This is a genomic window from Thiorhodospira sibirica ATCC 700588, from assembly GCF_000227725.2.
GTDB lineage: Bacteria > Pseudomonadota > Gammaproteobacteria > Ectothiorhodospirales > Ectothiorhodospiraceae > Thiorhodospira > Thiorhodospira sibirica.
On the sequence record NZ_MU255056.1, the window covers coordinates 1,806,553 to 1,824,052 of the forward strand.

Consider the following 17,500-nt stretch of genomic DNA (forward strand, 5'->3'; position numbering starts at 1 on the left):
CCGATAAGCTGACCCGCACCTATCAGGTCATTACCCTGGAAGACCTGAATGTCTCCGGGATGATCAAAAACCATTGTCTTGCCCGCGCTATTGCCGATGCTGGCTTTGGCGAATTGCGGCGACAAATTGAATACAAAGCGGCGTGGCGCGGCGTGACCGTGATCTTTGCGAATCGGTTCTATCCGTCTTCAAAGACCTGTCACGCCTGCGGGAAAATCCATGACATGCCACTGGATCAGCGCACAATGGCGTGTGACTGTGGGCATGTGATGGATCGTGACCTCAACGCCGCAAAAAATTTAGACCGCTATGGTCTGGATCGTCTGGACGCGCTCAGGCCGGACGTTAAACGCACGCAAGAGTCAGGTAAGACGGGTTCGCCCGCGCGGGTGCTGACGGCGTGAACATGCCAAAGATTGTCACAGATTTTCGTGATTATCTGATGTGTTTATGAGCGGTTCATCTGTCCTGACTGTGGCAATAGTACCCGCTGCCGGCTGTCGCGGGGGCTCTACCCGTGCCATCGCTGCCATCATCAGACCTCGCTCACCGCCGGCACCCTCTTTCATGTCACGCACTTGCGGCTCACCACTAGGTTCCTGGCCATTTACCCAGGGCGAGCGCGTATAAAAAGTTTCAAATAGAAGCTGTTTGGAAACTACCGCCTCAAGCCAAGCGGTTAGCCATCAGTCGAATCATTGCGAGATAAATCCAGGCTTCGCTGCTCGACATCAAGCGCTCGTAGTCCTTGCTCAGACGGCGTGAGTGGTTAAGCCAGGCAAAGGTGCGCTCACCAGGGATCGCCGTGGTCTTGACGCTTTGGCTGTCCAGACACCCGGCGCTTGGATGCTTGTGACGCCCGTGGCGTTGCCGTAGCCGAGCGCGTAGCCTGTCATGAAGACGCTGCCAGGTTCCATCGCGCCGCCAGCGATTGAAGTCATAGTACACTGCCGACCAGGCAGGAAAGTCGCGCGGCAGCTGACGCCACTGGCAGCCCGTCTGCAGGACATAGAAGATCGCATTGATGACCTGGCGCATGCTGAGCTTACGAGGGCGCCCGACCGGGGCGCTCGGCAACAGCGGCTTGATCGCCTTCCCGGCGCCCTCGCTGAGGTGACTCGGGTAGCGTTTTTTTGCGAATCTTCTTGCTGCATTTCTGGGGCATGTGGGCCACTTCCTAGAAAAAATCGTAGGTTAAGCCATTACGCGATTAATTTCCAAACAGCCTCTCAGATCATGATCGCCAAGGGAGGCGTTGATTTCCTTAAACAACTTCTCACCACGCGGGTCCTCCTCCAGAAAATGGCGAACGTTGAGGATGGGTGTTTCATCGGGGATCCGGTCACCAAGGCGCAGACCTGCAAATCGGCGCAGGCTCTCGATTTCGTAGAGCGCGTCTTCCATCCCCGGATCACTGAGGTTGTAGAACCGCTGCATGCAATGAATCCGGAGCATCATCTCCAAGGGATATGGAGGACGGCCAACGCGCCCCTTGGAGTAATGCGCCTTGAGCTTCTTGACCAGCACAGACCAGGGAATGTGTCTGTCCATTCGCTCAAGGAACAGCTCACGTCGCGTCTTGCGCTTCTTATTCTGGGACTCAATGTCAGCAAAGCTCATCTGATCCATGGGGCAAATACCGATTGATTGACTGATGAGTGAATTATCGCAAAAATGCGGAGTTATTCAGAGCTTCCTTAACCATCACTGGATTTTTGCATGTCTGCGCCATTGACTCTCCCCGCACCGGATGCTTCTGCCCTGGTTCATAGTGAACACTTGCGCGGATTGATCACGGCAGAAATCGAGGCTCATCAGGGCTGGCTGCCCTTTCGCCGCTATATGGAGCTGGCGCTGTATGCACCGATGCTGGGCTATTACGTCGCGCACAGCCGCAAATTTGGCCGCAGCGGTGATTTTGTCACTGCGCCGGAGGTTTCTCCCCTGTTTGCGCGGTGTTTGGCGCGTAGCTGTGAGGATGTGTTGACGCAGCTCGGCGGGGGTATGATCCTGGAACTGGGCGCGGGATCCGGGGCATTGGCGACGCATCTGTTGCAGGAGCTGGCCGTGCTGGATGCGTTGCCGGAACGCTATTTAATCCTGGAAATCAGCCCGGATTTGCGCCAGCGTCAGGCGCAGCGCCTTGCTTCGCTGGATGAGCATCTGCGCCAGCGGGTGTGCTTTATCACTGAATTACCGGCGGAGGGGACATTCAGCGGTCTGATACTGGCCAATGAGGTGCTGGATGCCATGCCGGTGGAGCGGTTCTGTGTCTGGCCGGATATACCCAGCCCCCGCGTTAAACAACTCGGTGTGGTGATGCACAACGGGGCCTTTGATTGGCAGGCCCGTCCGGCCCCGGCGAGTATGCGGCACCATATCGAGTACCTGTATCAGGAGAGCGGTCATTGCTGGCCTGCAGCATACTGCTCGGAATACAATCCGATGCTGGCGCCCTGGATCAAGGCGCTGGCCGACAGCCTGCATCAAGGATTGGTGCTATTGATTGATTACGGCTATCCACGGCGTGAATACTATGCGCCACAACGCACGCAGGGCACTTTGCTGGGCTATTATCGTCACCGCGTTGTGCAAGATCTGTTGCTGTGGCCGGGGCTGATGGATCTTACGGCGCATGTGGATTTCACCACCGTGGCCGAGGCGGCGCTGGATAATGCGCTGGCGCTGATCGGCTATACCACCCAGGCGTGGTTTTTACTGGATGCCGGGCTTGAACAGGTGCTCGCGGCCAGCCCTACCGACAGCATGGCCGCGCAACTAGCCCAAGCCAACGAGGTCAAACGGCTCACCCTGCCCGGCGAAATGGGCGAACGCTTTCAGGTGATGGGGCTGGGACGTGGCCTGCATGCACCAATTCGCGGCTTTAACGGCCAGGACTTGCGTTCTCGTCTATAAAGGGTGTCGGCGCATGATAATGGTATGCATGCTTTGCGACGGCTACACGCCGCCACCACGCAGCGGCATCTTCCAGATGTCGCTGTAACGCCCGCGAACGCAAGATGCGTCCGCTACAAACGTGACTTTTCCCACGCTTTTCAGTTAATATCCTACTAAACAACTAAGTAATTCATCATGCCCGCTACTTATGTACTCAAGGTCTGCGTTGACTTTTCTGCTGCTCATGTATTGAACGGTTATGACGGTGGCTGTGCACATCTGCATGGGCACAATTGGCAGGTGGAGGTTGAGGTGAAGGCCACGGCCCTGGACGATCTGGGTATGGGGCTGGATTTTAAGGTGATTAAACAGGCGGCCCGCGAGGTGGTGGCGATGCTGGATCATCGCTATCTCAACGATTTGGCCGCGTTTAGCCAGCAAAACCCCACGGCCGAGAATATTGCTGCCTGGATCTTTGGCGAATTGGCCACGCGCTTAAACCGCCCGCATGTGCGTATGCACGCCGTCACCTTGTGGGAGACGCCGCGTGCCTGCGTGCGCTATAGCGAAACCTAACTGTTAGGAGTGTGATTTATGATCAGCACCGCCGCCCCCTCTTGCGAGCGTAGCGATGCCATGGCTGATGTGCAGGCCAGTCTGGATACGCGCAGCATTCCCATTAACAAGGTGGGCATCAAGGATATCCGCCATCCGGTGCGCATCAGCGACCGCAGCGGTGGTGAGCAGCATACCGTTGCGCGCTTTAATATGTATGTGAATTTGCCGCATAATTTTAAGGGCACGCATATGTCGCGCTTTGTGGAAATTCTTAACCAGCATGAGCGTGAGCTGACGGTGAGCTCCTTTCAGCAGATGTTAAGCGAGATGGCTCTACGACTCGAAGCCGCATCAGGGCATATCGAGATGAGCTTTCCCTATTTTGTGAACAAGCGCGCCCCGGTGTCCGGGGTGGCAAGCCTTTTGGATTATGATGTGACCTTTATCGGCGAGATTCATGATCAGCAGATTATAATGAATATCAAGGTTGTGGTGCCGGTGACCAGCCTGTGTCCCTGCTCCAAGACGATTGCGGCCTATGGTGCGCACAATCAGCGTTCCCATGTCACGGTGAATGCACGCATTAACACCTTTGTCTGGATTGAGGAGCTGATTGATCTGGTGGAGCAGGAGGCCTCCTGTGAGCTGTTTGGCCTGCTCAAACGGCCTGATGAAAAATATGTCACCGAACGGGCCTATGACAACCCTAAATTTGTCGAAGACATGGTGCGCGATGTGGCTGCCCGTTTAAATGCAGATACCCGCATCAGCGCATACAGCGTAGAATCGGAGAACTTTGAATCAATCCACAATCATTCGGCCTATGCCATGATTGCCTTTGATAAATCCAGCAGATAGCGCGACGCGCCCAGGTGGCGTGGCGAGGTTTGTATTTAAGTTATGGTGATAACGCGCTAGCATTGTCACCGGTGTCATACAGCGCGCTTGGGCTGTATGTGTTTGATCCATTGTCTGGCTAATACATTTGATGTGAGGAGTGTTTTATGGGCGTATTGGTTGGCCGCAAGGCCCCTGATTTTGCTGCACCGGCGGTATTGGCTGATGGCCAGATGACCGAAACCTATCATTTCTCGGATGCCATCAAGGGCAAATATGCGGTCTTGTTTTTCTATCCTCTGGATTTCACCTTTGTCTGTCCGTCTGAGCTGATTGCCTTTGATCACCGCATTGAGGAATTTAAAAAGCGCAATGTCGAGGTGGTCGGCGTGTCCATTGATTCGCACTTTACCCACAATGCCTGGCGTAATACGCCGGTGAATAAAGGCGGTATCGGACTGGTGCGCTATACCCTGGTGGCGGACATGACCCACAATATCTGCCGCGCCTATGATGTGGAAACCCCGGATGGGGCCGTGGCCTATCGTGGTTCGTTTTTGATTGATAAGGAAGGCATTGTGCGTCATCAGGTGATCAATGACCTGCCTTTGGGACGCAATATTGATGAAATGATCCGCATGGTAGATGCCCTGCAATTTACCGAGATGCACGGAGAGGTCTGCCCGGCGGGCTGGAAAGATGGCGAAAAGGGCATGAAAGCCACGGCCGAGGGCGTGGCGAGTTATCTTGCTGAAGAAGGCGCCAAACTTTAAGTCAAATAAGCGCGCAGCCTTGGGCAGGGTTTGTGATGCCAGTTGCTGACTTGCCTTGAGAACCGCCCAGGGTCTGCGCCCCCCCCCGCATTTCTACACAGTCTGTGATCAAATCTGCATGGATACTTTCGTTGGCCCATTGATGCTGGATATCGCGGGCACCTCGCTCAGCGAGGTGGAGCGTGAACGCTTGACCCATCCCTTGGTCGGCGGAGTGATTCTGTTTGGCCGGAATTTTAGCGCCATGGAGCAGCTCGTGGAGCTGGTCGGCAGCCTGCGCGCGCTCGATAGGCCATCCTTATTGGTGGCTGTGGATCACGAAGGCGGACGGGTGCAGCGTTTCCGCGAGGGATTTACCCGCTTGCCGCCACCACGCTGGCTGGGACGCCAACATGCCATTGACCCGGCGCGTTCGCGTATTTTGGCAGCAACCCTGGGCTGGCTGATCGGCGTGGAATTACAGGCGGTCGGCATTGATTTCAGCTTTACCCCGGTGGTGGATATCGACCACGGCCTGTGTGAGGTGATTGGTGATCGCGCCTTGCACGCCGACCCCGAGGTGGTGGCGGAATTGGCCTATCACCTGATGCGCGGGCTGGAAGATACCGGCATGGTGGCAGTGGCCAAGCATTTCCCTGGGCATGGCGGGGTGGAAGGGGATTCGCATTGCGTTTTGCCCATCGATCACCGTTCTCTGGCGAGCCTGGAGCAGGCGGATTTGCTTCCCTTCCGGCATCTCATTGCGCACGGTCTGAAGGCCATTATGCCGGCACATGTGGTCTATGCTGAACAAGACGCGCAACCTGCCTGCTTTTCGCGCTATTGGCTGCATGAGGTGCTGCGTACCCGCATGGGCTTTAACGGCGCCATTCTCAGCGATGATTTGAGCATGGCCGGTGCGGTCAGCATCGGTTCCCCGCTGGAACGGGCGCAGGCGGCCTTACAGGCGGGTTGCGATATGCTGCTGGTATGCAATGACACCGCCGCCGCCGATGAGATCCTTGATGGTCTGGGTACGGTACATAATCCGCAGGCCAGTGAGCGCCTTAAACAGTTGCGGGCACAACGCCTGTATCAGACCGAATGGAACGCCTTGACCCAATCGCAACAATGGCGTCAGGTCAACGCCCTGATGACGCTGTGCTAACGGCCATGCGCTGGCTGGCGGCGCTGTTGCTGCTGTTTGCCGTCGCTGCACAGGCCAGTGAGCGCTTCAGGCTGTGCAGCCCTTGGGAAGTGACTGCGCCAGAAGAACCTTCCTTTAATGATCAAAATATCCGCTTTTTCGCCGATCATGCGCTGATTGACCGTGAGGGTGTCTCAGTGCTGACCGGCGATGTGGATGTGTATCATGAAGGTCGGCGCCTCAGTGCGCAGCAGGTACACTATCACGAGCGCAGCGGTCTGATTGAGGTCGAGCAGGGCGTTTCTTTAAGTGATGCCAGTCTGCAACTGGATGCGCAGCGCGGGCAGCTCTGGCTGGAAACCGAGGTCGCCCGATTTGATGCGGTCCGCTACCGCTATGCCCCGGCCCATGCGCGCGGCGGCGCGGCGCGGCTGGAGCGCCAGACTCCGCAGCGTATCGTGCTGCATGATTCCAGCTATACCACCTGTGATGCGGGCTACGATGACTGGCGCTTGAGCGCCCGGCGGGTGATATTAAAACAGGATCAAGGCCAGGGCACGGCGCGGGATGTATGGCTGCATTTTTATGAGATACCGATTTTTTACACGCCCTGGATCAGTTTCCCGCTGGATGATCAGCGCAAATCCGGGGTATTGGCGCCACGCATTGGCAATGCCCAGGCCACCGGCCTGGATATTGAAATCCCTTATTATTTCAACCTCGCCCCCCAATATGACGCAACCCTGGGCGTGCGGATGATGAGCCGACGCGGTGTCATGCTGGATACCGAACTGCGTTATTTAACCGCCTCCCAGCGCGGCATGATCTCAGCGGATTATCTGCCGGATGATCAGCGCTATGCCGAGAATCGCAGTCTGCTAAGCTGGCAGCACAGCGCCCGTCCACTACCCCGGCTGGCCTTTGACGTGGATGTCAGTGATGTTTCTGACAAGGATTATTTCAACCATTTTGGTGCCTCGTTGGCAGTCAGCAGCATCACGCACCTGGAACGGCGTGCGGATATACGCTACAGCGGCGATTATTTCACCGCGCTGGGGCGGGTGCAGGGCTATCAGACGCTGGATCCCACAATAGCCCCGGAACAACGCCCCTATCAACGCCTGCCACAGTGGGTGCTGGAAGGCGATGTGCCCGGCTGGGGTGGGCTGGAGTACGGCGTGCGGGCTGAATGGGTGGCCTTTTCCCGCACGGACAGCATGACCGGGCAACGCCTGGATCTCAGCCCGCGTCTGCGCTGGGCGGCACACGGCCCGGCCTGGTTTTTCCAGCCCATGTTCAAATATCGCACCACTCATTATCAACTCGCCGATACCCCAGAGATGCTGGATACACAGCAACAGCGCCATCTGCCCGTGTTCAGCGTGGACAGCGGTCTGTTTTTCGAGCGTCCGCTTTTGGCGCAACGGGTGCAAACGTTAGAACCGCGCCTGTATTACCTTTATGTACCGTATCGGGATCAGGATCACTTGCCGGTCTTTGATAGCGCACCGCTGGCCTTTGGCTTTGATCAATTATTTCGCGAAGAACGCTTCACCGGGCCGGATCGCATCGGTGATGCCAATCAATTCACCGCAGCCCTCACCACTCGCATCCTGGATCCGGCTCTCGGGGGTGAATGGCTGCGCGCCAGCCTGGGACAAATCATTTACCTCAACGACCGGCGCGTGGGGCTTGATGCCGACAGCGCCATCCAGACCGCACAACATTCCAGCCTGGTCGGTGAACTGGGCTGGCGCCCGCGCCTGCAACACCTGGGGCAGCACGCGCAGGACGCCGGCGTACAGTTGCGTTTGGCCCTACAAGCCGATCCCGAGGAAAAAAACCTCGAACATGCGGTCACGCAATTTCAATATCGCACCGATGCCCAGCGGGTGCTCAATCTGTCCTATCGTTTCCGCGAAGATCGCCAGCAGCAAACCGATCTCTCTTTTGCCTGGCCGCTTTCCGAGCGCATTGACATGGTAGGCCGCTGGAATTACAGCCTGCGTGATCAACGTGATCTGGAAAGCTTCGCCGGCTTTGAATACAACACCTGCTGCTGGGCCGTGCGGGTGGTGGGGCGGCGTCACCTGACATACGGCGGCGAAGGTGATTACAATAACGGCATCTATGCCCAACTGGTTTTAAAAGGCTTGACCAGCATGGGCACCGGCATCGGCGAGCTTTTAGAAGAAGGTATCTTAGGTTATGCAACGCGTGATTGATCACGGCTTTTATCGCGGGCTGCTCGGCCTGCTGGCCCTAGGGCTGAGCGCGTCCGTCAGCGCACAAGGTTTTGACCCCAGCCCCGCCCAACCCCTGGATCATATCGTGGCGGTCGTTGAGGAAGATGTCATTATGGCCTCGGAATTGCGCCAGCGTATGCAGCTGATTGCGCAACAAATTCAGACACGCGGCGGTCTTCTGCCCGATGAAGCCATCCTGATCCGCCAGGTTGCCGAACGTCTGGCACTGGAGCGCCTGCAATTACAGGAAGCGCGCCGGATCGGCATCCGCATCGACGACCTCACCTTGAATAATGCCGTTGAGGCCATTGCCCGCGATAACCAGCTGAGTCTGCCGGAATTTCGCGAACAGCTGCTGGCGCAAGGCCTCAACTTTGCCCAGTTTCGTGAGCAGGTGCGAGATGAACTCACCATTGCGCAGTTGCGGCGGCGTCAAGTGGAAAACCGCATCCAAGTCACCGAACAAGAAATCGACGACCTCATTGCCAGCGAAAGCGGCGCCATTGACAGCGGCATGCAATATCGTCTGCAACATATTCTGGTAGCACTCCCCGAGGGTGCCAGCCCGCAAGATATTCAAAGCGCCCGCGCCAAGGCCGAGGCCTTGCGTCAGGAAGCTCAGGCCGGGGCGGATTTTACCGAGCTGGCATTGCGCGCCTCCAGCAGCCAACATGCTCTGGAAGGCGGTGATCTGGGCTGGCGCGGCGCAGCGCAAATCCCCACTCTGTTTGCCCGGCATGTGGTGTTAATGCGCGTAGGCGACATCAGCGAAGTGGTGCGCTCCCCCTCTGGCTTCCACCTGATCCGGCTTGCGGAACGACGCGGTGGCGAACGCGCCAACATCACCCAGATTCGCGCCCGCCATATTCTCATCCAACCCTCCGAGATTCTGAGCGATACCGAGGCCCGCGAGCGCTTGCTGGTGTTGCGCCAGCGGATTTTAGACGGCGATGACTTTGCCACACTTGCCCAGGCACACTCCCAGGATCGCGGCAGCGCCCTGCGCGGCGGTGATCTAGGCTTTATCAGCCCTGGCGAGCTGGTGCCCGAATTTGAACAAACCATTGCCCAACTCAGCCCCGGCGTTTTAAGCGAGGTCTTCAAAAGCGCTTTTGGCTGGCATCTGGCCGAAGTGCTGGAATATCGCCAACACGACGGCTCGCGCGAACTGATGCGCAACCAGGCCCGTGAAATCATCCGCGAACGCAAACGCGAAGACGAACTCGAACTCTGGCTCCGCCGCCTGCGCGATGAATCCTTCATCGAATACCGCCTGGACGGAATCAGCCACGCAAATGCACCATAAAACCTAAAACAGCGGTGACATTACCGGGAGCGCACAGCACCAGCTGTGCATTAAATACCCTGGGAGCGCGGAGCACCCGCCGGGGCGGGGTCTTCTTGCGCCCACTTTCCAGTCATGCACGGATTTGCTCGAACTGCTCTCGACGGATATCACAGGGATAAGTATGTCTCATCTCGCTATTATCGGCGCTTTCCAGAAGACTTTGAACCGGTTCTTAAAATAGCGAGGGTATCCCTCCCCCTTAAATTCCTTTTGAGTATTTTCCTTATGTCGTCCACCGCCACCACTCCCCAGATCGGTTTTGTCAGTCTTGGCTGCCCTAAAGCCCTGGTTGATTCTGAGCGCATTCTCACCGCCTTGCGGGCACGCGGCTATGACATCTGCGGGAGTTATGCGCAGGCTGATCTGGTGATTATCAACACCTGTGGCTTTATTGAGGCAGCGGTGGATGAGTCTCTGGAGGTTATCGGCGAAGCTTTGGCCGAAAATGGCCGGGTGATTGTCACCGGTTGTCTGGGGGCCAAAGCAGAGCAGATACGTTCGGCGTATCCTGAGCTGCTGGCCGTCACTGGCCCGGAGGCGGTAGATGAAGTGCTGGCGGCGGTGATGCAACATCTGCCCCTGCCGGAGATTCCCTTTGCGACCTTAGTGCCGCCGCAAGGCATCAAACTGACGCCGCGTCATTATGCGTATTTAAAGATTTCTGAGGGCTGCAGCCACCGCTGCCGTTTTTGCATTATTCCGCAACTGCGCGGGGATCTGGTGAGTCGTCCCATCGGCGAGATTTTGCAAGAGGCGCAGCATCTGGTCGAAGGCGGCGCTAAGGAGCTTTTAGTGATTGCCCAGGATACCAGCGCCTATGGCATGGACGTTGGATACCGCACGGGTTTTTGGGGCGGGCGCCCCTTGCGCAGTGATATTCAAACGCTGGCGCGTACCTTGGGTGAGCTTGGGGTCTGGGTGCGTCTGCATTATGTGTATCCGCATCCGCAGGTGGATGATTTGGTGGCCCTGATGGCTGAGGGATTGATCCTGCCTTATCTGGACATGCCGCTGCAACATGCCAGCCCGGCGGTTCTCAAGGCGATGCGCCGTCCGGGCAATATCGACAAAATGCGCGAGCGCATTGCCCACTGGCGCACGCTCTGCCCAGAACTGACCTTGCGCAGCACCTTTATCGTGGGTTTTCCGGGGGAAGCCGAGGCTGATTTTGCCGCCTTGCTGGATTTTCTGGAGGAGGTGCAATTCGACCGGGTGGGCTGTTTTACCTATTCTGCCGTGGATGGCGCAGCGGCCAATCAGCTTCTCAATGCGGTGGCAGAGGACATCAAGGCTGCCCGTCAAGCGGAATTGATGAGTGTGCAGGCAGACATCAGCGCGTCCAAGCTGGCACAGCGCATCGGTCAGTCATTGCAGGTTCTGGTGGATGGGCACGATGCTAAAGGAGGCTATCTGGCCCGTAGCCGCGCCGATGCCCCGGAGGTCGATGGGGTGGTCTATGTGGACAGTCATATCCCGCTCAATCCCGGCGATTTGATCACGGTAGAGGTCACCGAAAGCGATGAACATGATTTGTACGCCGTGTTAGCGGATTAGCGTTTAAGAAGGGGAATGCGCGGGCACTGCGCTCAATATTTACAAATCCGTACGGATTGGCCTTCAACCCGGCGGCAGATTGTGTAATGATTAAAACGCGGTGCAAACTCTACCCAAATAACTTAGAAGCCCCCTGTGTGCGGGCGCGGATTGAAACACTGATATGACCCTTGGAATCATTGCAACCCTGCTCTATCTTGGTACCTCTGTGTTATTGGCGGTGCGCTTTCAGCATCACATCAAAGGCGATACCCTGCCGAGATGGAATTTTCCGGCCATTGCCAGTGTCTGGGCGGTGGCGATTGCCTTGCACGCCTGGATTTTGTATGTGCATGTGTTCACACCTCATGGCCTGAACATGGCTTTTTTCAATGCCCTGTCGATGTCGGCCTGGCTGATTGCCATGCTGCTTTTATTGGTCTCCTTACGCCATCCGCTGGAGATGCTGGGGACGATTACCCTGCCGCTGGTCAGCTTGAGCCTGAGCTTTTCGCTGGTGTTTGTCTCAACCGAGATGGAGCCGCGTGCCACGCTGATGGAGCCGGGGATTCGCTTGCATATTATGCTCTCTCTGCTGGCCTACAGCGTGTTGGGACTGGCGGCGATTCAGGCGCTGTTTGTGGCGATTCAAAACCGTAACCTGCACAGGCATCGTACCGGCGGTTTTATCCGCGCCTTGCCGCCCCTGGCGATCATGGAAAGCATCCTGTTTCAAATGATCGCGACCGGCTTTGTCTTGCTCTCTGGCGGGCTGATCACCGGATTGATCTTTTTTGACAATCTTTTTGCCCAGCATCTGGTGCATAAAACGGTACTGGGGCTGACCGCCTGGGTAATCTTTGCGGTGCTGTTATTTGGGCGTTTGCGGTTTGGCTGGCGTGGCCGCATCGCGGTACGCTGGACCTTGGGCGGTTTTGCCGCCTTAATGCTGGCCTATTTTGGCTCCAAGTTCGTCCTGGAGCTGATTTTAGGTCGTTAATAACCGCTGTGGCGATCATGCCATCGCACGATGCTGCCCTGCCTGCCGCGACCCTCGCGGCGCAGGCCGGGGCCGGTGGACTGGGGCGTTTTGCCATGTTCATTAAGGCATTGTCTGAGGCGGTAGGGGGTTGATATGCAGACTGCAGATGATGATGACTTTGACGGGCTGATGGTACATGAGCAGCTGAGTTTTAGCTGGCGCCTTCTGGATGCGCCGCCCTCTGAATCTGAATTGGTGCATTTGTGCGAGGCCAATGAGGCGCTGTTACGGGTGTGTGCCACCCTTGACGATGCGATGCCACGCCTGAGTAATGAAGGTTCCGAGGTTGTTCAGGAACTGGTGCGCTTTGATGCTAAACTGAATCTGTTACTGGAAATGGTGAGTGAGCTGTTGCACACGACGCGCCAGTTGCCGCAGATGACACCGCTGGAATTGGGTGCCCAGGGTCTGCGTTTTCCCTGTGCGCAGTTATTGGCACCGCCGAGCCTGTTATTGCTGGATGTGTATGCCTGCCCGCAGTTTCCCAAGGCGCTGCGATTGTTTGCGCGGGTGCTTGACGGGCAGGAGGATCTGGAGGGCTACCGCATCATGGCGCGCTTTGAAGGCTTGTCCACTGCGATGACAGAAGGGCTGGAAAAACTGGTGTTTCGGCGTCATCGACGCAGCATCGCCCTGCGCAAACACAAACTTTAGCAATCGTCAGGCAACTCGCCTGCCTGCCGCGACGCACGCAGCGCAGGCAGGTAGATTTTCAGGAACAAGACATTATGTCATTTCGTTTATCCCGCGCCCTGGCTACAGCGGTGCTATTGCTGGGGCTTTTGTTGACTGTGCCAGGCACAGCGCAAGATTCCGAGCTGCTCACCCTGAATTTCAAAGATGTCGATATTCAAGCGGTGATCAACTACGTCTCCGAGGAAACCGGAATCAATTTTATCGTCGATCCACGGATTCGCGCCCGCGTGACCTTGGTTTCCGGACGGGCGGTGACACGCGATGAGCTTTATGACATCTTTCTATCCTTGCTGCGCGTACACGGTTTTGCCGCCGTCCCCGGAGAAGGCGTTACTAAACTCCTGCCCGATGCCTTGGCCAAGCAAAGCGAAGTGCCCACCATCGACCACACCCCGCGTCCTTCGGTGCGCGGCGATGCCTACATCACCCGCGTCATTGAGATCAAACATATTGATGCCGCGCAGCTGGTGCCCATTTTGCGCCCGTTATTACCACAAAGCGGCCATCTGGCCGCCTCGCCGGAATCCAATACCCTGATCATCGCGGATACGGCAGTCAACGTGCAGCGTTTGGTGGAGATTGTCGCCCGCGTGGATCAGGCGGTTGTCGATGAGTTTGAGGTCATCCCCCTGCGCTATGCCTCGGCCAGCGAAATTGTGCGCATCCTGGAAAACATTAAAAGTGGTGATCCCGGTCGTCAGCGCCCTGGCAGTCGTTTGCAGCTGGCCGCCGATGAGCGCACCAACAGCATCATCCTTAGCGCTGAAGGGCGGATGCGTTTTACCCTGCGCGCCTTGATCTCACATCTGGATATCGACATGGATACCGGCAATATCCAGGTGGTCTATCTGCGTTATGCCAACGCCGAACAAATCGCCCGCGTACTGGAAGGGCTGGCTTCGTCCCTGCTCATTCCCGGTGATGGCCCGCCAGGTGGCACACAGATCAACATCCAGGCGCATGAAAGCACCAACGCCATCGTCTTAAGCGGTCCACCAGATGTCCTGCGCGATCTGCGGCTGGTCATTCAGCAACTGGATGTGCGCCGTGCTCAGGTTCTGGTCGAGGCGGTGATTGCGGAAGTTTCTTATGAACGTGCCACCGAATTAGGGGTGCAGTGGGGCATTGGCTCCAATCAGGATGGTCTGGGGATTGTCAATTTCGGTCGCAGCGGTACTGGCATTGTCAGTCTGGCCAACAGCATTAACGCCTTTTTAAGCGGTACCACCACGGCTACCACCGCGCCCAATCCCGGCGATGGTCTGAGTCTGGGCGGTCTGGGGCGCACCGGCAGTACCCGGATTGCCATGCTGGTGCGGGCATTGTCGCAAGATTCCTCCTCCAATATCCTCTCCACCCCCAGCCTGCTGACCATGGATAACGAGGAGGCCGAGATTGTGGTCGGCCAGAATGTACCGTTTATCTCCGGGCGCACGGTTGAACAGTCCGGACAGGCCTTTGACACCATTCAGCGTCAGGATGTCGGGGTCAAGCTGGTGGTGCGTCCGCAGATCAACGAAGGCAATTCGGTCAAGCTGGAGATTGAACAGGAAGTCTCGCAAGTGGCCCCCAGCGGCAGCACTCAGGGCGCGGCTGATCTGGTCACCAACAAACGCAGCCTGCGCACCAGCGTGATTGTCGATGACGGCGAAATGGTGGTACTTGGCGGATTGATTGATGATGTCCTGACCCAAACCCAGCAGCGCGTGCCCGGTCTGGGCGCAATTCCCGGCGTGGGGCGCCTGTTTCGCTACGAATCTGCCAACAAGCAAAAACGCAACCTGATGATTTTCCTGCATCCGGTGATTGTGCGCGAGCGTGGTGCGCAGCAGCACCTCACCACTGCCAAATACAATTTTATCCGCACCCAGCAGATCAATTCGCGCCAGCAAGGCGTGTTGATGATGCCTGAAGACACGGTGCCGGTATTGCCCGCCTGGGATGAGTTACTGGAACTGCCGCCGCCCTTTGAAACCTTGGCCGGGACCGCCCATTCCGGCAATAACCCACCCGTGGTAACACCACCACCCTGGCAATAAATCCGCAGCGGGTCAGCGTTACCCGCTTGGCTTGTGCATGAATAAAGGCTAGGCATGTTTCTGGAACGCCTGCACGGCAAACATATCCTGGGGATGACCGCGCTGTGGCTATTGCTGGCGGCTTGGGTGCTGTTTGTTGAGTACAGCCATTGCGCGCTCAGTGCGGTGTTAGTGATGGTGATCTGGGCGGGCATCTTTTTGGCCGGCAGTGAAAGCGTCGTACTCAGGCGGCACATCCTGGTGCGGGCGGTGTTGAGCCGCCAAGGCTGGCTGGCGTGGTTGCTCAGCTTTAAAACCGTGTTGCTATTATGGCAGGCGCTCAAGGCGCTCGTGCTGGCGCTGTTTTTGGCGGTGAGTCTGTTTTTATTGCGCTGGCCGCAATGGGGAGTGCTGTTAGCGGATGTGATCTTGATCAGCGCACTACTGGCCGTATTCATGCGCACGCTGCGCCATGAGATTCATCCGCTGTATCTGGGGCCCTTGGTGCGCATCTGGGCACATCGCCTCAATGTGGTGGTGCTGTGGCTGGCCTTGATGCTGGCACTGCTGTATTCCGCACGGGAAGACTACACCGCCATGAGTTTTGCCGATGTGGTGCAGTATAGCGCCGCCAATCTGCATATCGGCTGTGACGCTTTGGCCGTACTCAGCCGCCTGCTGGTATTGCTGGATGCCTCCTTATGGTGGGCCGCACAACGCATCTTTGCCGGAATGCATGAGCCCCAGCAAGTATTGCTTGCCTGGCTGGCCTTCATCGCCGCCTTCGGCGCCTCCTTCCTCATCGCCTGGTGCTACAGCCGCATGATGATCGGCCTGCTAGCCCGCCCCTGGGAGGTTTTTCTTAAACCGCGCATAAAAACTTACCCAAACTTTCACGAAGCTGCATAAATCTGTTCATATCGTCAACGCCCAGCGGGCGAATCCGTCTGACCCTGCTCTTACATGCGTTTAAGGTTTCACCTGAGCGCTGATTGAAGTTTTTGGCGATGTTGAGATCACGATCCATATGGATAGTTACCTGCTTTTATCTACAGGATGCGCCATATTCACTGCAATATGGTGCATCCTGTACCATCCCTAACAACGATCATCCATTTCAAATGAGCCTGCCATTTAAGATAGACCTCAAACGCGGTTTGCTGGAAGGCGTGCGCTTTTTGCCATCGCCCAATATCAACGCTCGTCCGTCAGGGATGGTGCCTGAGCTGCTGGTGATTCATGCGATCAGCTTGCCACCGGGAGAATTTGGCGGACCGTGGATTGATCAGTTATTTTGCAATACCCTGGATGCCGGGGCCCATGCGTTTTTTGCCCAGCTTCAAGGACTGAAGGTATCGGCACATGCCTTGATCCGCCGGGATGGTGAGGTGGTGCAGTATGTGCCCTTTCATCTGCGCGCCTGGCATGCCGGGATTTCCTGTTATCAGGGGCGCGAGAATTGTAATGATTTTTCTATTGGAATTGAGCTGGAAGGATGTGATCACTGCGCCTTTGAACCCATTCAATATGCGGTTCTTAATGCACTGATTGACGCCTTGGTCATCGCCTATCCGCGCTTAAACCGCGAGCGCATCGTAGGACATTCAGACATCGCCCCCGGTCGCAAAACAGACCCAGGACCGTATTTTGACTGGCACGAGATTGGGATTTATTAAAGGCTTAACGGCTTTGGCCACTGAATATTTTGCACAGGCATAAAAAAACTCGGACTAATTATATTAGTCCGAGTTTGGTATTTAATGCCTGGCAGTGACCTACTTTCGCATAGGGAGACCCTAGACTATCATCGGCGCTGAGCAGTTTCACTTCCGAGTTCGGGATGGGATCGGGTGGTTCCCACTCGCTATTGCCGCCAGACAAACTGGCTTCAAGCGTGTGCTGAGATTAACTCAACACAAGGAAATTCAGGAAAGTATCTTCGGCGTCGTGTTATGTCGTTACTGCTATTTATAACACCCAAACTACTTGGGGTTATATGGCCAAGCCTCACGGGCAATTAGTACTGGTTAGCTTCATACATTACTGCACTTTCACACCCAGCCTATCAACGTTGTAGTCTTCAACGGCCCTTTAGGGACCTTAAGGTCCAGGGAAATCTAATCTTGAGGTAGGCTTCCCGCTTAGATGCTTTCAGCGGTTATCCCTTCCGTACTTAGCTACCCGGCAATGCCACTGGCGTGACAACCGGAACACCAGAGGTACGTCCACTCCGGTCCTCTCGTACTAAGAGCAGATCCTCTCAAATTTCCGACGCCCACGGCAGATAGGGACCGAACTGTCTCACGACGTTCTAAACCCAGCTCGCGTACCACTTTAAATGGCGAACAGCCATACCCTTGGGACCTGCTTCAGCCCCAGGATGTGATGAGCCGACATCGAGGTGCCAAACACTGCCGTCGATATG

At 56.5% G+C, this 17,500-nt stretch carries 15 protein-coding genes, 2 rRNA genes and 2 pseudogenes (1 of these 19 cut by a window edge); 15 read left to right on the top strand and 4 right to left on the bottom strand.

Features of this window, described 5'->3' with window-relative positions:
* Together THISIDRAFT_RS14800 and THISIDRAFT_RS08550 are read left to right on the top strand one after the other, a co-directional pair.
* The coding region (locus THISIDRAFT_RS14800; RefSeq protein ID WP_246585360.1) for an RNA-guided endonuclease InsQ/TnpB family protein at window positions 1-404 on the top strand (404 nt) is incomplete at its 5' end.
* A gap of 54 nt (window positions 405-458) precedes the next feature.
* Window positions 459-611 (top strand): annotated as a pseudogene (locus THISIDRAFT_RS08550) (IS1595 family transposase); the annotation flags it as partial.
* A gap of 55 nt (window positions 612-666) precedes the next feature.
* Here the strand turns inward: THISIDRAFT_RS08550 and THISIDRAFT_RS08555 are convergent.
* Both THISIDRAFT_RS08555 and THISIDRAFT_RS08560 read right to left on the bottom strand, forming a co-directional pair.
* Window positions 667-1,165 (bottom strand): annotated as a pseudogene (locus tag THISIDRAFT_RS08555) (transposase).
* A 29-nt stretch (window positions 1,166-1,194) separates the two neighbouring features.
* Complete coding sequence (locus tag THISIDRAFT_RS08560) at window positions 1,195-1,620, bottom strand: transposase (RefSeq protein ID WP_221913985.1); 426 nt, start codon at window positions 1,618-1,620, stop codon at window positions 1,195-1,197.
* Between the two features lie 99 nt (window positions 1,621-1,719).
* On the opposite strand from THISIDRAFT_RS08560, the gene THISIDRAFT_RS08565 reads away from it, so the two are divergent.
* The 13 genes from THISIDRAFT_RS08565 (at window position 1,720) to ampD (ending at window position 16,751) form a co-directional block, all read left to right on the top strand.
* A complete protein-coding gene (locus THISIDRAFT_RS08565; RefSeq protein ID WP_006787283.1) occupies window positions 1,720-2,916 on the top strand; it encodes a class I SAM-dependent methyltransferase in 1,197 nt (398 codons plus the stop codon).
* Window positions 2,917-3,093: 177 nt separating this feature from the next.
* Window positions 3,094-3,474, top strand: coding sequence for a 6-carboxytetrahydropterin synthase QueD (queD, locus tag THISIDRAFT_RS08570; RefSeq protein ID WP_006787282.1), 381 nt, complete (start codon window positions 3,094-3,096; stop codon window positions 3,472-3,474).
* 18 nt (window positions 3,475-3,492) lie between these two features.
* Complete coding sequence (folE2, locus tag THISIDRAFT_RS08575) at window positions 3,493-4,314, top strand: GTP cyclohydrolase FolE2 (protein ID WP_006787281.1); 822 nt, start codon at window positions 3,493-3,495, stop codon at window positions 4,312-4,314.
* A gap of 146 nt (window positions 4,315-4,460) precedes the next feature.
* Entirely contained in the window at window positions 4,461-5,066 is a 606-nt protein-coding gene (locus tag THISIDRAFT_RS08580) for a peroxiredoxin (RefSeq protein ID WP_006787280.1), read from the top strand.
* Between the two features lie 118 nt (window positions 5,067-5,184).
* A complete protein-coding gene (nagZ, locus tag THISIDRAFT_RS08585) occupies window positions 5,185-6,213 on the top strand; it encodes a beta-N-acetylhexosaminidase (protein ID WP_040852103.1) in 1,029 nt (342 codons plus the stop codon).
* Window positions 6,207-8,417 (top strand): LPS-assembly protein LptD, encoded by a 2,211-nt coding sequence (locus THISIDRAFT_RS08590; protein WP_246585361.1) that lies wholly within the window; start codon window positions 6,207-6,209, stop codon window positions 8,415-8,417. The genes nagZ and THISIDRAFT_RS08590 overlap by 7 nt, the downstream gene beginning before the upstream one ends.
* Complete coding sequence (locus THISIDRAFT_RS08595; protein ID WP_006787277.1) at window positions 8,401-9,744, top strand: peptidylprolyl isomerase; 1,344 nt, start codon at window positions 8,401-8,403, stop codon at window positions 9,742-9,744. Before THISIDRAFT_RS08590 ends, THISIDRAFT_RS08595 begins: the two co-directional genes overlap by 17 nt.
* Before the next feature lie 267 nt (window positions 9,745-10,011).
* Window positions 10,012-11,340, top strand: a complete 1,329-nt coding sequence (gene rimO, locus THISIDRAFT_RS08600) for a 30S ribosomal protein S12 methylthiotransferase RimO (RefSeq protein WP_006787276.1) — start codon at window positions 10,012-10,014, stop codon at window positions 11,338-11,340.
* Between the two features lie 163 nt (window positions 11,341-11,503).
* Window positions 11,504-12,319, top strand: coding sequence for a cytochrome C assembly family protein (locus THISIDRAFT_RS08605; protein WP_006787275.1), 816 nt, complete (start codon window positions 11,504-11,506; stop codon window positions 12,317-12,319).
* Window positions 12,320-12,454: 135 nt separating this feature from the next.
* The gene (locus THISIDRAFT_RS08610) at window positions 12,455-13,015 is read left to right on the top strand and encodes a PilZ domain-containing protein (RefSeq protein WP_006787274.1); all 561 of its coding nucleotides are present in this window, start codon (window positions 12,455-12,457) and stop codon (window positions 13,013-13,015) included.
* A gap of 74 nt (window positions 13,016-13,089) precedes the next feature.
* A complete protein-coding gene (gene gspD, locus THISIDRAFT_RS08615; RefSeq protein WP_006787273.1) occupies window positions 13,090-15,096 on the top strand; it encodes a type II secretion system secretin GspD in 2,007 nt (668 codons plus the stop codon).
* Window positions 15,097-15,150: 54 nt separating this feature from the next.
* Window positions 15,151-15,984, top strand: coding sequence for a hypothetical protein (locus THISIDRAFT_RS08620; protein ID WP_006787272.1), 834 nt, complete (start codon window positions 15,151-15,153; stop codon window positions 15,982-15,984).
* 212 nt (window positions 15,985-16,196) lie between these two features.
* On the top strand, window positions 16,197-16,751 hold the full coding sequence (gene ampD / locus THISIDRAFT_RS08625; protein WP_006787270.1) for a 1,6-anhydro-N-acetylmuramyl-L-alanine amidase AmpD: 555 nt from the start codon (window positions 16,197-16,199) through the stop codon (window positions 16,749-16,751).
* Window positions 16,752-16,837: 86 nt separating this feature from the next.
* Here ampD and rrf read toward each other — a convergent pair.
* Window positions 16,838-16,953, bottom strand: a 5S ribosomal RNA gene (gene rrf, locus THISIDRAFT_RS08630).
* A 118-nt stretch (window positions 16,954-17,071) separates the two neighbouring features.
* Window positions 17,072-17,500: ribosomal RNA gene (locus THISIDRAFT_RS08635) — 23S ribosomal RNA — on the bottom strand (it continues 2,456 nt past the right edge of the window).

Excerpts from the sequence above, each read along its gene's own strand:
- THISIDRAFT_RS08560 (WP_221913985.1), bottom strand. The coding sequence starts at position 1,620 with ATGAGCTTTGCTGACATTGAGTCCCAGAATAAGAAGCGCAAGACGCGA.
- THISIDRAFT_RS08565 (WP_006787283.1), top strand. The coding sequence starts at position 1,720 with ATGTCTGCGCCATTGACTCTCCCCGCACCGGATGCTTCTGCCCTGGTT.
- queD (WP_006787282.1), top strand. The coding sequence starts at position 3,094 with ATGCCCGCTACTTATGTACTCAAGGTCTGCGTTGACTTTTCTGCTGCT.
- folE2 (WP_006787281.1), top strand. The coding sequence starts at position 3,493 with ATGATCAGCACCGCCGCCCCCTCTTGCGAGCGTAGCGATGCCATGGCT.
- THISIDRAFT_RS08580 (WP_006787280.1), top strand. The coding sequence starts at position 4,461 with ATGGGCGTATTGGTTGGCCGCAAGGCCCCTGATTTTGCTGCACCGGCG.
- nagZ (WP_040852103.1), top strand. The coding sequence starts at position 5,185 with ATGGATACTTTCGTTGGCCCATTGATGCTGGATATCGCGGGCACCTCG.
- THISIDRAFT_RS08595 (WP_006787277.1), top strand. The coding sequence starts at position 8,401 with ATGCAACGCGTGATTGATCACGGCTTTTATCGCGGGCTGCTCGGCCTG.
- rimO (WP_006787276.1), top strand. The coding sequence starts at position 10,012 with ATGTCGTCCACCGCCACCACTCCCCAGATCGGTTTTGTCAGTCTTGGC.
- THISIDRAFT_RS08605 (WP_006787275.1), top strand. The coding sequence starts at position 11,504 with ATGACCCTTGGAATCATTGCAACCCTGCTCTATCTTGGTACCTCTGTG.
- THISIDRAFT_RS08610 (WP_006787274.1), top strand. The coding sequence starts at position 12,455 with ATGCAGACTGCAGATGATGATGACTTTGACGGGCTGATGGTACATGAG.
- gspD (WP_006787273.1), top strand. The coding sequence starts at position 13,090 with ATGTCATTTCGTTTATCCCGCGCCCTGGCTACAGCGGTGCTATTGCTG.
- THISIDRAFT_RS08620 (WP_006787272.1), top strand. The coding sequence starts at position 15,151 with ATGTTTCTGGAACGCCTGCACGGCAAACATATCCTGGGGATGACCGCG.
- ampD (WP_006787270.1), top strand. The coding sequence starts at position 16,197 with ATGAGCCTGCCATTTAAGATAGACCTCAAACGCGGTTTGCTGGAAGGC.